Raw genomic sequence first — 16,307 nt, 5'->3', positions numbered from 1 at the left:
TTACTACTACCTCAACGAATTTGTTCGGAATTTGGAAACTGTCTTGAATGACAGTTATCGCAAGGATTTTTCTTTTATTTCTTGCTCCCAAGAAATAAAAACCGGCAAGCTTGACATCAATTCAAAATATTCAGACATTGGATGTCATAGCCCGGTTAATTAATATTTATTAACAATTTTTCGATGCTAATTTTCTGACAACAAAATAATAATTTCATATTATTATCTAAAATAAGATATTTAACCTTTACTATTTCCTTAGATAAATTAAATTAATTTTTGAAATTTTTACTGGACAATACCAAATTATATAACCAAAGATGTAACTGTTAAGGCAAATACCAAAAACAGATCAATATAAATTAAAACTAAATTAACCCATCCTAATAAGGATTATTTTTAGGCCATTATTATGAATATGTAATAGGTAACTAATATACTGTTATGCACTTAGATGATTATTCAAAACTCCCTCTACATCAATTAAAATAAACTCTCATAGATGCCTTTCAAATGCAATAGTCTCAACTTACAGCATAATACTATATATTTCAGATTTGTTACTTAAGTGTTTGTATTTAACAATAAAGTAACAAAGTGGATATTCCAATTACAATTCATTTTCAGACTTGTCTTATTTCCTATAAGCCGTTATTTTCAATAGTAATCTGACTAATCAGAAAAATAATAAAATAGATAGATTTCAAAAGACAATTATTATGGGGAATGAGAAAATATGGTTTGATATTCTCTCTAGCTAAACAAGATTATTAAAACAATCTCTTTTATTACTCTATCTTAATAAAAATCCAGTACAAACAACATATACTGGATTATCACGCCAAGGTTAAATTATTAATATATATCCTATGGATTTCAAGATGCATCGCGACGGCAAGGGAGCGAATCCCCGGAAGCATAGGTAACTATGTGATCGGGGTGAGTGAGTGCAGCCAACAACTCGGTATCGCAATCAGCTCAAGTGAAGTATCAGATATTACCGTTTCCAGCCCAACGACAGTTCTATACTCACAGACTCTGGCTTTTCATCCATTACAAAAAAACAGCGGGAGAAGATTCTGATACAGCGTTATGGATAATGCTCGTCTGCTTCCAACTTTTGCGTGCGATCATATCAGCATGCAGATCTGCTGATTCATTACCCTGCTGAGTTCTGTTCATCCTCTGGCTGTTTCGACAAGGTAACTAAGGAGGTTACGAAACAGTTAATGGTGAAGGGTCATCTACGACCTTAACGAATTTGTTAGAAATTTGAAAACGATTATTACTGATAGCCATCATCAATATTTCTCTCTTAACTTATTACCCTTCCTAAAAAATAAAAACGTACATGTCTGATATCAAATAAATATATTCAGATACTGAATGCTATAGTCCAGCTTAATAACGAAAAATCAGTAACGAATAATTAACATTTTTTTGACACTAATTTTCCCTCAATGGAATAAATAATTAATCTTATGATCCAAAATTATATATTATATTTTCATTCTAATTTTTAGGGTAATATCGATTAATTAACTGAAACTTATTAATTTTAGCTTGCATCCACCTATAAAAATGACATATATTAAAATTAAAGCCTACGCTCTCAATACAGATTATTATTAATTGACTCTGCAATAGATCATTTTGCGGAGAGATTTTTTTTTATGCCAACAACGTGAGAACGGTATCACGTGAGGAAAAATTATAATGAATAGGGAAAATATATCTGCCGATGCATTGCCATCCGCTCTTAACTGTTGCCGATTATTGTTGCAATTAGCTAAAGGTGAGGCACAGGAACCACAATACTTGTTCTCCCACGGCAAACTGAAATCTGCAATAAAAGAATACGGCAAGGCGCATGATGTTGATCTGGCATTGTGCCGTTTAAAATTCTCCAAGTTAACTCCCAAACTACTGCCCCTAGCCTTTCGCGACAAACAGGGAGGATTTTTTGTATTAGCGCGCCTCTCCACTGATCAGGCCCTGATCCAGTCTCCTTATGCCGTTTCACCCGAAATACTCCCCATCAACGAGCTAGAAGCCAGATGGAGCGGGGAGGTGATCCGGTTAGGGGAAACGTCTCTCAGGTTCGATGTCTCTTGGTTTATACCCGCGTTTATTCATCATCGCCGCCTACTCGGCGAAGTGCTGCTTTTTTCCCTGATGCTTCAGCTACTCGCCCTAGTTACTCCCCTGTTTTTCCAAGTGGTGATGGACAAAGTATTGGTGCACAAGGCGTTATCCACCCTAGACGTACTGGTGATAGTGCTGGTGGTGGTTGGGCTGTTCGAGGTGGTGCTCCGGGGATTGCGCGAATACCTTTTTGCCCACACCGCCAACCGCATCGATATCACACTGGGGATCAAGCTGTTCCGGCACCTACTCGGTCTGCCGCTACTCTACTTCAAACACCGTCAGGTAGGCGCTATCATCACCCGAGTGCAAGAACTCGACAACATTCGTGACTTCCTGACCGGCTCTATGCTAACCCTGTGCGTAGACCTGGCGTCCGCATTTGTCTTCTTCGGGGTAATGGCTTGGCTGTCGCCGTCCCTAACCTGTGTGGTACTGGCGGTGTTGCCTCTCTATTTCCTGCTAGCCTGGCTGAGTTCCAAACCGTTGCAACAGCGCATCGAACAACAGTTCCAGACCGCGGCCCTCAATACCTCATTCCTGAACGAGTCCGTCAGCGGCGCTGAAACCATCAAGAGTCTGGCGGTGGAACCCAGAATGCAACGGCGCTGGGAATCCCAGACCGCGAACATGGTCGAAGCCGGTTTCCGCACTCAGACCCTCAATAACTTCATCAGCCACGGGGTTATGCTGCTACAGAAGACGACCAGCGTCGGGATCATCTGTCTGGGCGCCAATATGGCTCTCTCTCTGGAACTCACCATAGGCCAACTGATCGCTTTCAACATGATGGTGTCCCACGTCAACCAACCCATCGCCAAGCTAATCGACCTGTGGCAACAGTTTGTCCAAACCCGGGTCGCGGTTGACAAGCTCGGCGACATACTCAACCTACCCGTCGAGCAGGAACAGGGGAACATCTGTCCCCAGCAACCACTTTCCGGCGATCTGCAAATACGTAACCTAGTGTTCCGCTACCAGCCCCATCAAGCCCCCGTGTTGCAGGGAGTTACCCTGCATATCAGATCAGGCGAAAACTTAGGCATAATCGGCCCTTCCGGTTCGGGTAAGAGTACTCTGACACGCCTATTACAGAAGCTCTACGCGCCGGACGAGGGGGAGATCTTAATCGACGGCATTCCCTTAGACCGGCTGGACCCCTGCTATCTGCGCGGCCAGATTGGGGTGGTACTACAAGAGAACTATCTGTTCAACCGTAGCGTGCGCCACAACATAGCGCTCAAGGACCCCTCCGCCTCGCTGGAGAAGGTGATGGCCGTCGCTAAGCTGGCGGGCGCGCATGACTTTATCCTGCAACTACCTTTGGGTTATGACACGGTATTAGCCGAGGCCGGCAGTTCCCTGTCGGGAGGACAGCGCCAGCGCATCGCCATCGCCCGAGCACTGATGGCCAACCCCAAGATCTTGATCTTCGACGAGGCGACTAGTGCCCTTGATGACGAATCACAAGCGCTGATCCAAGCTAACATGGCTGAGATCGCTCTAGGGCGTACCGTCATCATCATTGCCCACCGCCTGTCCACGGTGCGTCACTGCGACCGCATCATCACTTTGGAGCAGGGCCATATCACCGAATCAGGCAGCCATCACCAGTTACTGGCTAAGGGAGGCTGCTATGCCAAGTTGTGGCAGACGCAGCAGGAATTACGAAAGGAGACGGCGTGATGTCATTCAAGAAACACCTAAAAACCGTCCTCTTGGCCTGGCGTCGGGAGCGTAACGCACCTAAAGCGACGAAACGCACCCGCGACGAATACGAATTTCAGCCCGGTTACCTGGAGATCGTTGAACGTCCTCCCGCTCCTTGGGCAAGGTGTACAGCAATGGCACTGACCCTGTTTCTACTGGTGGTTCTGTTGTGGTCCATCATCGGTCGCCTAGATATCCATGCCAACGCCACAGGCCGGCTGTTGGTATCCAGCCACTCTAAGGTGATCCAGTCCCTTGAACCCGGCGAGATTGTGGCGATTCATGTACGTGACGGACAAAGGGTGAAGGCCGGGGATGTGCTGATCAAACTCAACCCTATAGGAGTCGAGGCCGAGCTGAAAGAGCGGCAGGAGCAACTAAACTTCAAGCGGTTGGAACTGGCCAGACTACAGGCCCTGCTAACCGAAACCCCCACTGAGCATTTCGCCGTACAGGAAAGTATACCGCAGGCACAGGTCGAGCTAGCTAGAGAGCACTTGGTCAGCGTCTGGAAAGAGATGGTCGCCAATTTAGAAAGCCTGGACGGAGAGATGAACGTCAACCAAGCGAACCAGAGTGCGCGTAACGCCGATATCACTGAGCTGGAGAAACTACTAACCAATATCAAAGTGCGTCTTGAGGCCCGTCGTACCCTGGCCGCCAGCAAGCTACTGCCAAAAGTCGAGCTACTAGAACAGGAGAAGGAGAAACTAGAGATCGAACGCATCCTTTCTCAACAGTACGCCGAGCTGGCCGTCCTCAAGGCACAATATCAGGTACTAGAGGAGAGCCGGAACCGCTACCTGACCAAGACCCGCCGGGAATACTACGACCAGTTGAACGAAGCTCAAACCGCCGTCGCGGTCATGACACAGCAATTGATAAAGGCCGGCGAAAAACAGCGGCTACAGAGCCTACGGGCACCCGTCGACGGCGTAGTGCAACAGTTAGCGATCCACACTCTGGGAGGCGTAGTGCAATCGGCCCAACAGCTAATGGTGATCGTGCCCGATGATACCCCCTTGGAAGCCGAGGTGATGGTGTTGAACAAAGATGTGGGATTCGTGCACACTGGTCAGCCAGTGGAAATTAAGGTCGACTCCTTTCCCTACACCCGCTATGGCACTATACGGGGCAAAGTCGCCAACGTCTCTAAAGATGCGGTCAAGGATGAACAGCTAGGCTTGGTATTCCCCACACAGATCCGGATGGAACACTCCTCCATCGCAGTGGACGGACATGAGGTACCTCTACAGGCAGGCATGAGTATCACCGCAGAAATCCGCACCGGTGATCGGCGGGTGATCGACTATCTACTCAGCCCACTGCAACAGTACCAGTCCGAAGCATTGAGGGAACGATAATGTCAACCATCGAATCTATTCTGTCGGAACCGACCACCGTCGACGAGTCCAAGGCCGTAACGGATGGCGGCCTCCTGGCTCTGGCTCATGCTGCCCGCCATTTCAATTTGGCGGTGGAACCGGAACAACTAAGCCACCGCCTCGGACGCATCCAAGGGGTTTCGAACAGCCAAGACCTGTGTCGCTGCGCCCAGTGGATCGGCCTGAAAGCACGCCATATCACCACAGATATGAGCCGTCTCGACACTCTGCCTCTTCCTATCCTGCTGGATACGGAACAGAGCTGGCTGGTGCTAGAAAAAATCGAAGGCGAGTTAGTTACCTTGTATCAGCCAGGCACAGGCAAGACATGCCGCTATCCCCGGACCGCCCTCGCTAGCCATTGGCAAGGCAGTGCCGTGCTGCTGGCGGAGGCGACCGAACCGTCGAAACGGCAGCGGTTTGGCTTCGGCTGGTTCGTGCCTTCCATCCGTAAGCATGTCAGCCAGTTCAGGAACGTGATCTTAGTGTCTCTGATGCTACAAGTGATCGCCCTGGTGACTCCCATACTGTTCGAGAATGTGATCGATCGGGTGCTAGTCAGCCGCAGTCTATCTAGCCTGCAAGTGCTAGGAATCGCCATGTTGACCCTGGCCTTGTTCGAACCCGTCTATGGCTTCCTTCGTTCTTGGCTATTCGCCAACCTCGCCAGCAAGGTCAACTCTGAGCTCTCCAGCCGCCTTTATCAGCACCTAACATCCCTGCCTATGGGCTATTTCCAGCAACGTCAGACCGGAGAGATCATCGCCCGGGTGCGCGAGATGAACCAGATCCGTCAATTCCTAACCGGTTCGGCGCTGACTATGATACTGGATCTGGCCTTTGTCGGCCTGTTTGTAGCCGTGATGTTTCTCTACGCTACCGAGCTAACCTGGCTGGTGCTCGGTTCCCTAGTGCTCTACTTCCTATTCTGGCTGTGTATCGGGCCCATACTGCGCGCCCGGGTATTGCGGGAATACGAGTTAGGGGCCGACAACACCGCCTTCCTTACCGAGTCGGTCACCGGCATCGAAACCATCAAAACCAGCGCCACCGAAGCCGGCTTCCTACACCGCTGGGAGCGGCAACTATCCGCTTTCGTCCGCGCCTCATTCCGCGCCAAAGTGGTGGGGATTCTGGCGGGTCAAGGGATCGACCTAATCCAGAAACTCACCTCCGCCCTGCTGCTGTGGTGGGGCGTTACTCTGGTCATGAAGGGCAAGCTCAGCCCTGGAGAGCTGGTGGCTTTCAACATGCTCTCGGAACACGTGACCCAACCGATTCTGCGTCTGGCCCAGATCTGTCAGGATTTCCAGCACACTCTGATTTCGATGCGTAGGATCGGCGACATTCTTGATGAAGAGGGAGAAAGCGGCAATGGCGGCCTGGCCTCCGTACCCAAGCTACAGGGCGGAGTAAGCTTTAGGGGCGTGCGCTTTCGCTACAACGAGGATGGTCAGGAGGTGTTACGCAACCTCAACGTTGAAATTCATCCCGGTGAATTCATCGGCGTCACAGGTCCGTCCGGCTCGGGCAAATCCACCCTAGCCCGACTGTTGCAGCGCCTCTATGTGCCCCAACACGGCCAAGTGTTAGTGGACGGGATTGATTTAGCGATCGCAGATCCGGCAGCGCTGCGCCGCAACATGAGCGTAGTGCTGCAAGAAAGCGTGCTGTTTGCCGGCACCATTGCCGAAAACATCCGTCTGTGCCGGCCCCAAGCCAGCGATGCTGAGGTGTATGAAGCAGCGACTCTGGCCGGCGCCGATGGTTTTATCAAGGCGCTGGACCGGGGCTATGAGACCCAAGTCGGCGAGCGTGGCGGCCAGCTCTCCGGTGGGCAACGCCAACGCATCGCTCTGGCCCGCGCGTTGCTGACCAATCCGGGGATATTACTACTGGATGAAGCCACTAGCGCTCTGGACTACGAGTCGGAAGCGGCGGTGATGGCTAACCTACAACGCATTACTCAGGGCCGTACGGTTATCAGCGTCGCTCATCGCCTTAATACCCTGCGCCATGCCCATCGGATTCTGGTGATCGATCAGGGTCAGGTGGTCGAACAGGGCAGCCACGAGCAACTGCTCGCCTTGGACGGGCTCTATGCCCGACTGTGGGCCTTACAGATGAAGGATTGAGTCCCAAATCGCAGACGGCCAATCGTGCCCGCTATAGTCATTCTTAAGAGCTATAACCCATAAATACCAAAGTAGGATTTTCCTAAGGAGAACCATCATGCCCAATAACAGCTACCAATCGCTGCTCGCGTCTGCGCAAACGACCCTTAAAGAGATGCGGCACAAACCGAATATCAAAGAGTTGATCCAGACGATCAAGCAAGGGTTTAATGAAAATAATCATAAGTGGACCTCTAAGCTGATCAACAAGCAGAAAATATTGGAACACATGCTGGAGAAAGACGCTTATATACGCTACAGCAATGACCAGCCGGTTGGCGTCAGTGGCCTCAATGAAGGTGAGCAACGGTCATTTATCAATTATATCAAGGCACTGTCTGCTCGTGCCACCAAGGTCGATATCTTGGTACAAAACAACGAGAAGGCGGCGCTGTCTTCTCAAACCGATACCATCCTCAGCAATGCCGATGCCTTCCGAATGCTTCCCAAGGACTTCGAGCAACGCCATAGTATCCGAACCAATATTGGTGCGAGACTAACCATCAACGTTGACAAGGCACATTTCAACTCGCTTGCCAATGCATTGACCCAATTGTTCAATGATGACAATCGTGGCTGGTTGGAGCAGGCCAAAATCATGGGCCCGAAAAATCTGGGACGCCGTACCGACCAGGCAGTGATTTACCTTTCTAGCGCCGGAGTCGAACATGCTCATGCTATCGGCAATCAGCTCAGTGAGCTGCTACCGGCGACGGCCTTTATCGAACACACCCCGACTGGTATGTATCGCGTGGGCAAAGGCATTGCCTACTCTGAAACAGTTGCAGGTGAATCAAGCAGTCATGGTCAGTCCCGAGCACGATTGATCGCGGCTGCGGGCACAGAATCCTTGCTCACCAATACTCCGATCGAAAAGACCCTATCGAGAACCTTGCAAACGCACGGGTACGATATACGCAATCCAGCACTGCTAGCGCAAGCAGTACGGGCTCGCAATCTCAAAGGGAAGCTGGCGTCCATGATTGATGGAGTCCTGCCCCGCCAAGGCAGCACCGATATCCAGCAGTTCGCCATCGATCCTGTATCGTTCGCCAGATCCAACACCATCAGCGCCGAGACATTGGCTAGAGCGGAGAGCTTCCCGGCAGAGGGACATGCCCAACTGGTGAAAGTTAAAGCAGGATTATACGAGCTCGAATACTCTGCTCAAAGCACACATAATGCCTCCAAAGGCAACATCGGCAGCGTGCCCGCGTATTTCCTCGACTACAACAGTTCAAACCAAGCCAACGCGATACCAACCTATGTGGATATCCCTAAACATGCGATGCCGGGGAGTTTTCTGTTCACTGGAACGTTGTCGGGATGTTCGCTGGTGGTGACCACCCTTGACGCTGAGACTTACCGAGTCTACCACGATAGTCGAGTCAACAGTTCACTGCTGTATGACAACGTAGTCATGGCAGTGGACTATAAGGATTATCAGGCGGCTGGCAACACTAAAGGCTTCGCCGCGGCGTACATGCAATACATTAATGGTGAATGGCAACTGGTGTTTCAGCGCCAGGAGTATCAGACAGATGGTAAAACGCTCTGGCCGAAGTCGCGCAGCGGCGAAGAACCCATATCAATCCAAGTCGCTAACAGTCAAGTGGCTGAGCGTAACCAAGCCCAGTTCGCTACTTACCGTGAGCGGATTCATCAGCAACTGAAAAAGATCGCTACTCAGTTCGGCGTGCCCGTCAAAGGGGTCTCTGATGGTGTCTACAAAGAGGGAGAGTTCTCTCCTCATCATCCGGCGATTGCCGCGTGGATTGAGCTGCGTGATAAGGTTCAAGCCAAAATCACGGCAGACACTCAGCAGTTGGTAGACCAACGAAACGAACTCTATCAGGCCCGAAGCGGTACCAGAGAAAATTTCCAGCTGGCCCTGATTGACCAACAGATAAAGCAGATCAATATTACGCTGGAGTACTACAAAGCGCGATACGATTCAGTCTTACATGAAGTGTTCTCCGTCGAACAAAGCTGGTTATGGCAGCAAATCAAGTCCAAGAGCGGTATAGCGGTGCGGATTGACGATACGGCCATCCAGAGCGGCGGTAAGGAGCACACCAGCAACGTGGCCGGGCGTTACGCTACTCTCGAAGCTTACCAACGAAACAGGCTAGGCGCCGAGTTTACTGATGGCTTACGCAACTTCCAAGATATCAGTATCCCAGGTTTTAACCATAAGATGTCGGCCCTAGAGATGAAAAGCCTGTTTCTTGACGGCCAACTTACCCCTAAACAGCAGGGTGCCTTGAGCAGCCGCATCACTGAAGCTAGCCGGGCCGAGTATATCAACAAAATACTGAAGCAGACCGCGGTGTTTAGAGAAGATTTTCGTCGGGCTGGTAGCAGCTTCAATCGTCTGGCGCCACAAGATTTTTATCTGTCGTTGGTCGGAGACGTATCTGGCGGCCGTTGCTATCCCTTGGTCAGGGCGATGGCAGTGGCGCTAGCCAGCGGTGGCGAGGCGGGTATCAATAGTCTGGTAGAAAAACTCTTCTTGGCCGCAGCCTCCCCTAAAGCAGGGAGTTCCACGCTGCTAAAAAACAGTCTGGCAAGATTGCACTCCAATATTGAGGCCATACAGGCATCAACGTCTCAAGGGCAGATGACATTACCCGAGGTGGTTTCCCTGCTGGAAAAGGCGACCAAAACCTCGATGTTCGCGCTCAATACCCAGAATCACGCGATGATGGTGGGAAGTACGGTTGGATATGAAGGGCGCCGTTACTATTTCTATGACCCGAATGTCGGGATTTTTGCCTTCAACGACGCGACCAGCTTCTTCAAAGCCATGAAGAACCACTTTGTAGGACGCAAACTGGCCGCTCACTACAGTTCACTTGGCAGCTTGTCGTCCCCGGTCTTCAATCTGGAGAAGATAGATGCAGGCAAGATGGCTGAGGTGCCGGTGGGTAACGGCCTGAACGTGGCTGACCTGACCCGTCCCGGTGAACTGGCCGCGGTCATAGAGCAACAGCGGCAGGTTAAGCACACGGTTGACGCCCAGATACGGATTACCGAGGACACCCGGTTACGCTCCGCGTTGGTGATCCTCGATGCCGAGCAATGGGGGGCAAGGTTCAACCAAGCCAATACACGGCTCACTCAGGAAAACAATCTTGACCAGCGCTGGATACCGATAATTAGCAATACCGAGGATCAGGGCGAAGGCCGCTACCGAGTCCAGTTCATTAATCGCGACCAACCGGAAAAGACCCGTTGGGTAAGCAGCGGTGATGCCACCTTTATCGAATTCCGCCGCTTCATCAATGAACATCTGCTCACCTTGGGCCAACATTTCATCCCCGAACGCGGCCAGATACGCCCCAAAGGTAAGGGCGGCGAGGCAGCTTCGGTTGATGGACTGAACGCCGGGTTTGCGATACAGACATTGATCCAGTGGTTTGCCGACAAAAACCGCAATGATGCGGCACATGGAATCGCTTCGCCCGACCTGTCCACCGCACTTAAGGTCCACAGCTACCTCAACTTTGTTCAAATGGCTCATGGTAACGTGCAAGATATAGCCAAAGTCACCTCACTGGTGCGTACAGCGTTGCGCGGCGAAGTGGCGGCAGCCGAAACCTCGTTAAAGAACTTTGCTTCGAGCTTGGGCCACACCGTCAACGAAGGTGCCAGTGTATTGTTTGGTGGCATCATGATTGGTTTGGATGCCTATGAGCTGGCCCACGCCGAGAATGATGTACAAAAGGCCGTATTCGGTACCCAGCTAGCGTTCGACTCGGCCAATTTTGTTACCGGTACCGCTGGGATGGGAGCCGGGTTTATCGGTGCTTCAAAAGCCGCGGCGATACTCGGTGGGGCCGGGGTGATCCTTGGCGGGCTCTCGGTAGGCTTTACGGGGCTGGCTCAAGCTTTTGGTGCGGTCGCCGAGGATGCCAAGGCGGTAGGCCGTTATTTTGATACCATCGACAAGGCGTACAAAGGTAATGGCTATCGGTATGACAACGAGAAGAAAATGTTGGTGCCTCTGCCCGGGGCTGTGATCAAAACTCTGGATCTACGCAAGAATCAGATCGACTTCGACAGTCAATATATTTACCGCACCCATTCAGGCTCTACCGGTTCGGGAAGAAGCAATTATTTCTTCTGGATCGGCGACTTTCCAAGGATGGTCCATGACCGCAGCCAAGCGATCGAGGTACGTAGTGGAATCGGTTACAAGGAAGTTTCCCACAGACTCAACCACAGTGGCAGCAACGTGCTGATCCTGCCGGGTACCCCCAAGTCCTTTATCAGTTACAAATACATGCAGCTCCCTGGCGTCACTATGCGTCATGATGCCGGTTTTGACGTAATCCGCAGGCTCGAAGAGGACTATCGATTCGACTACGACTTCTACATCTTTCCGGGGGAGGTCACGATCCGTAGGATTCATCAGGAGTATGTGGCGACCCCCATCGAAGTGGTGCTCGACCAGCGCAACCGGCAAATAATCGTGCCCGAGCTACCCAAAGAACTGCATGGCTACCTGCATTACGAGATCAAGGGCGCAGGTGGCAAGTACCTGATTGAGCTGAAAGAAGGCACCAGTGTGAAGCTCTTGAGCGACGTCCCGCACGACTTGGCCGGTAGTGCGCCGTCGCGCTGGATCATCGATAGCAGCCAGCTTGCCAGTGACAGTATCACCATCACGAAGGACCGACTGGTAGTTGGTGGGGTGGTAGTCGAACTCGACCCTGCCCGGAAGGAGCCGGTGCTGGTGGTCAACCGCAACGGCGAGGTGCGCGAAGTCGACTTCGCCAGCCTGACAACTCAGGTGATAAGCGAAGATGCGAGCAAATGGCAGGTACCCGGCCAGCAACTTGAGCAGCACCTGAGTGATCTCGCCAAGGCGCATCAGTTGCACGGGCAGTATGTGGTGGTGGAGAACTACCAACACAATGGGCGCGATGTTGGTCGGGCATTCTACGACATAGCCAACGAACGGATGCTGTTCACCGACACCCCCCACGAACAGGCCAGACATGCCCAACTGGGTGCGGTGATGGGCGACCATGCCTATTTCTACGACGCCGACAACGCGGCAGCATGGCGGGTAGACATCACCACCGGACAGGTCGACGCGCAGTTTGAGCCCTGGTTCAACCAGAATGCGGGCCAGATCAGTCGGCTATGGCAAGAGGGGGATGCCGTCTACCTGACGCGCCGTTATCAGCTAAAAGAGAAAGAAGCTGAACTGAACTATCGGCTCTTTGATGACCGAATGGAATTAGTCAGTTCGGTGAGTGATGATGCACTACTCCAGTTTTCGGTACGTACCAGTCGGCATGGTGATGAGCTCAAAGACATACTCCAGGGCTACGAAAGCCATAGCACCCAGCGTGAAACTCCGACGTATACCCTAGGCGCACGGCTGATCCAACCGACCAAGGCAGTGCAACAGGTCGATACCGGCACGCACCTGATCACGGCCAAAGGCGAGATCTTGCTGCGAATTAACAACAACGAGTTGCAGCTAGTTGGCGTTGACAAAGGCTGGCAACAAAACAACTTGGCCCAACTGCCGCAAGCGCTCGCCAAACTCGCCGACCAGTGGCAGGCCAAAGGGGTACTGACCTTGCAGGACAGCAAGGAGCCAAGCTGGTTTGATATCGGCAGCGGTCAGGTATTCTCGGGTAATGGCATCCCTGTCTCGAATAATCTGCACTTCGTGGGGATCGCCGCAGGCGAAAAAGCAGCGTATGTGTACAGCCCAACGACCCAAGCGCTGTACCAAATCAAGGATGGCAACGCACAAATATTCAATAGGTTCACAAACGTAGAGCGCTTCGGTTCTTCTCTTCTACTTCAAGGCGGGGGGGTAGGCGGCGGCAAAAACGAACTGACACCACCGCTCATTGCCGGTGTCGACAGCGTAGTGCTGCATGGCGGAGCCGATAGCGATACCTACCATTTCAGCCAGGCGATGTGGTCCCATTACCGTACGATAATCATTGACAACGACGACCAAGGCCAAGCCCTAGACCGCTTGGTCCTACCATCGACTGATCCGAGGAGCGTTCTAGTGAACCGCCGCGATGACGACTTGATGTTCACCGATGCCAACAATGGAACAACCGTGGTGGTGCGTCAGGTATTTGGCAGCCAAGCTATGACCCATCGGCATCTGCAAGTCGAACTGGAAAATTACAAATCGGAGATCAACGTGGACCGCCTGGTCAAGAACTTTACCCAGCAGGATCACGCTAAAAGAGGACTGGTGGATCTATCTTGGGCTAGTAAGAGCCCAGCCACGGTGACTCATTCAGTTGACGCTGTTCCGGGTGCGGAGAGACCGAACCTAACCAAGCTGAGCGGGGCTATGGCTTCGTTCTCTGATGCCGGCGGTGCCCGCGAATACCTGCCGCAAATACGTCAGGCTTCACAGGCGGCGCTGGTACCATCACTGTCCTAAGGTAATACCAGAAACAGCAGAAGGGGCAAAATGTCCCTTCTCAGACCGCTGCAAACCTCGTTCAAAAGGGGGTGTCACAAAAGATTCGTGTTATCCGTTAAGATCTGAGTTCCTCCTTTAAGCGCAGATCTTTCATGCCCTTATTCATTCGAAAACTGGAACCGTCTGTTCACACCAAATGTCAGTTTGTTAAAGCGCAACATCTGTCTGATTGGATGGCTCTCTTTTATGGGATCATAAAAAGACGCAACACTTAAACGTCTGGCGCATTTAAATTTGAGATGTATTTTGGTCAGTCAGGGGATTACACGACACCAGACTTTACATACCAAAGGATAAAAACTGAAGACTTCAGGGCACTGACACCGCTGATCTACGCCCATGTAAATCCCTATGGGATATTTGAACTGGATATGAATACAAGATTACCCACAGAAGTAACCGCTTAAAGGCCCCAGCCACAACTGTGGCTGGGGTAACTCTCGTTATTTTTTGTCACCATTGTACATGCGGAAAAGAGTCCATTCTTCAATGATCGTTCCGTTTTTGAAAACGCACAGACCCAACTCACCGCCATCTTTTTGAGTGACAATCTGACTTTCGCCGCCAAGTTTACCGCAGAACACCGAAGCCGGATTTGGCATTGCCACTGCAATCGTGCTGAAGCTGAAAAACAAAGTCGCCAGAATAGCTTTTTTCATCTTATTTACCTTTTTCAAAAGATACTTTTTAAATATGCCTTATGAGCGACAAAAAATAAGCTATTTTTGTCGCTTGTTCGATTTCAAAAGATACTTTTTAAGTATGTCTCATGAACGACAAAAAACAAGCTACCCTTGTCGCTTGTTTAATCAAAATAGCCATTTTCTTTGACCATTGATATCCTGATTTTGTCGCTCAGCGACAGCTTGTTTTCAACAAAATTAATGTCTTAATGATATTTTCCTTTTCTCTCAACATCAGGAAGGATTAACTGATTATCTACGACAACTCTGATACAAAGCGACAAATAGATTAAATAGGAGTTACAAGCCGAGACCCTAGATTTTTCCGTGGGATCGTCGAGTAGTCTTTGGGGATTGAGGTTCAATCGTAAGGCTCCGGGGTATATCGACTACGGCTCATGGTGTCAGTCTCCAAGTGAAGATAAGGAAGCGGTAGCGTGCATGGACCGAAGGGGAAGAACAAGGTGAGATGACCGGACGTTTACGTACCAGCGGCAACAGGCCCAACTGCGGGAGATTAAGCAGCAGATGCAGGCGCTGATAACCGGTTTTGCGGGTTAAGGGGAGAGCATGAGATGACGATAGCGATTGAACATTTACAGGACATTCAGTTAACCCACATTGAAGCGCTGGCCTTGGCCCAACTGGTGAAGCGGCTGAACTGGGCGGAGATACGCGCCTGTGCCGTGAATGACGAGGAAGCGTATCAGATCAAAGATGCGATATCTAAGCTTCAATCTGCTCTGGCTTACTGTGGGTATTCACCACGGTAAGAATGAAGAAAGCCGGAAGATCATGGGATCTTTCCGGCTTTTTATTATTTATTGGAATGATCAACAATAAATTAAAATATTAATCCCATCTTTCATCTATATATGGAGTAATACCATCTATTGTTAAAAAATCCGCATTACACAATAAATAGAAATTCTTGTTGATTATTTCAATAGATGTAGAATCATGGGTGCTACTAATTTGTGGAGAGCAAATAAAACCCACTTTATTTCCTTTGCTTTCAAATGAATTTATATTAGACATACTTAAAACTAAACTCATCGCATTAAATCCTTTATCATCCCACTTTTTAGGATATACGGAAGGGATTTTTTTACATATAAAACAAAGCTGTAAAGATGAATAATGATGAAAAGTATAACTAATGAATTCGGCTTTGCTTATATCAAACTCATTATTAAACATATATTTTATTTGCTCATTTCTTATCGCATTACTAAACCACATAATCACATCCCTAAAGGAAAATTATAATGTCCATGAGTGTCTGGAACACTTCCCGTATCTAATATTTTTCCATTTACTTTATCAACTGGTCTAACATTAAAATGGGGTTCTGCTCCATGTAAAGGTGTTGCCTTTGCATGCCCCAAACTGTGTTCTTGAATAACTACGACAGAACCTTGCTTATCCCTATAGTGATATTGTCGGGTTTGAACTGGAACGCCTTTAGCATTACGAATATTACCTCCGTATCCATCCCCTAAATCTACCCTTGATATCTCAAAAGGTTGCTGATTATTTGGTATCCCCGCATCTCTCTTGGCCTGCCGTAACGCGTCACGACGACTTTTCCCTTCATACGTCGTTTTCTTGTTCTTAGTCCCCGGACAGCCAGCCAGACCCAGCGGATCAATCCATCCTGTGGGATTTTTGACGTATGCATACGGATTCTCGCCACCCCAGAGGCCGGTAGGATCGGCACTCAGGTAACAACAGC

The 16,307-nt window shown here is 50.1% G+C and carries 8 protein-coding genes; 5 read left to right on the top strand and 3 right to left on the bottom strand.

Features of this window, described 5'->3' with window-relative positions:
• Positions 1-1,716 precede the first annotated feature (1,716 nt).
• From Phpb_RS19035 to Phpb_RS19020, 4 genes are all read left to right on the top strand, one after another.
• Entirely contained in the window at positions 1,717-3,831 is a 2,115-nt protein-coding gene (locus Phpb_RS19035) for a type I secretion system permease/ATPase (RefSeq protein WP_065391739.1), read from the top strand.
• A complete protein-coding gene (locus Phpb_RS19030; protein WP_065391738.1) occupies positions 3,831-5,219 on the top strand; it encodes an HlyD family type I secretion periplasmic adaptor subunit in 1,389 nt (462 codons plus the stop codon). The genes Phpb_RS19035 and Phpb_RS19030 overlap by 1 nt, the downstream gene beginning before the upstream one ends.
• Entirely contained in the window at positions 5,219-7,375 is a 2,157-nt protein-coding gene (locus Phpb_RS19025; protein ID WP_065391737.1) for a type I secretion system permease/ATPase, read from the top strand. Before Phpb_RS19030 ends, Phpb_RS19025 begins: the two co-directional genes overlap by 1 nt.
• Before the next feature lie 97 nt (positions 7,376-7,472).
• Positions 7,473-13,847, top strand: coding sequence for a TcdA/TcdB pore-forming domain-containing protein (locus tag Phpb_RS19020; protein ID WP_065391736.1), 6,375 nt, complete (start codon positions 7,473-7,475; stop codon positions 13,845-13,847).
• Between the two features lie 485 nt (positions 13,848-14,332).
• On the opposite strand, the gene Phpb_RS19015 is transcribed toward Phpb_RS19020, so the two are convergent.
• Positions 14,333-14,548, bottom strand: coding sequence for a putative hemolysin (locus Phpb_RS19015; RefSeq protein ID WP_065391735.1), 216 nt, complete (start codon positions 14,546-14,548; stop codon positions 14,333-14,335).
• A 599-nt stretch (positions 14,549-15,147) separates the two neighbouring features.
• On the opposite strand from Phpb_RS19015, the gene Phpb_RS19010 reads away from it, so the two are divergent.
• The gene (locus tag Phpb_RS19010) at positions 15,148-15,345 is read left to right on the top strand and encodes a DUF7706 family protein (RefSeq protein WP_065391734.1); all 198 of its coding nucleotides are present in this window, start codon (positions 15,148-15,150) and stop codon (positions 15,343-15,345) included.
• A 79-nt stretch (positions 15,346-15,424) separates the two neighbouring features.
• Here Phpb_RS19010 and Phpb_RS19005 read toward each other — a convergent pair whose 3' ends face one another.
• Both Phpb_RS19005 and Phpb_RS19000 read right to left on the bottom strand, forming a co-directional pair.
• Positions 15,425-15,814 (bottom strand): Imm50 family immunity protein, encoded by a 390-nt coding sequence (locus Phpb_RS19005; protein WP_065391733.1) that lies wholly within the window; start codon positions 15,812-15,814, stop codon positions 15,425-15,427.
• A gap of 2 nt (positions 15,815-15,816) precedes the next feature.
• Positions 15,817-16,307: HNH/endonuclease VII fold putative polymorphic toxin (locus Phpb_RS19000; RefSeq protein WP_240492619.1), on the bottom strand; the 491-nt coding region annotated here is incomplete at its 5' end.

This window comes from Photorhabdus namnaonensis, from assembly GCF_001684335.1.
Taxonomy (GTDB): Bacteria; Pseudomonadota; Gammaproteobacteria; order Enterobacterales; family Enterobacteriaceae; genus Photorhabdus; species Photorhabdus namnaonensis.
Note: the sequence above shows the minus strand (reverse complement) of the source record. Positions and strands in the feature narration are given on the sequence as shown.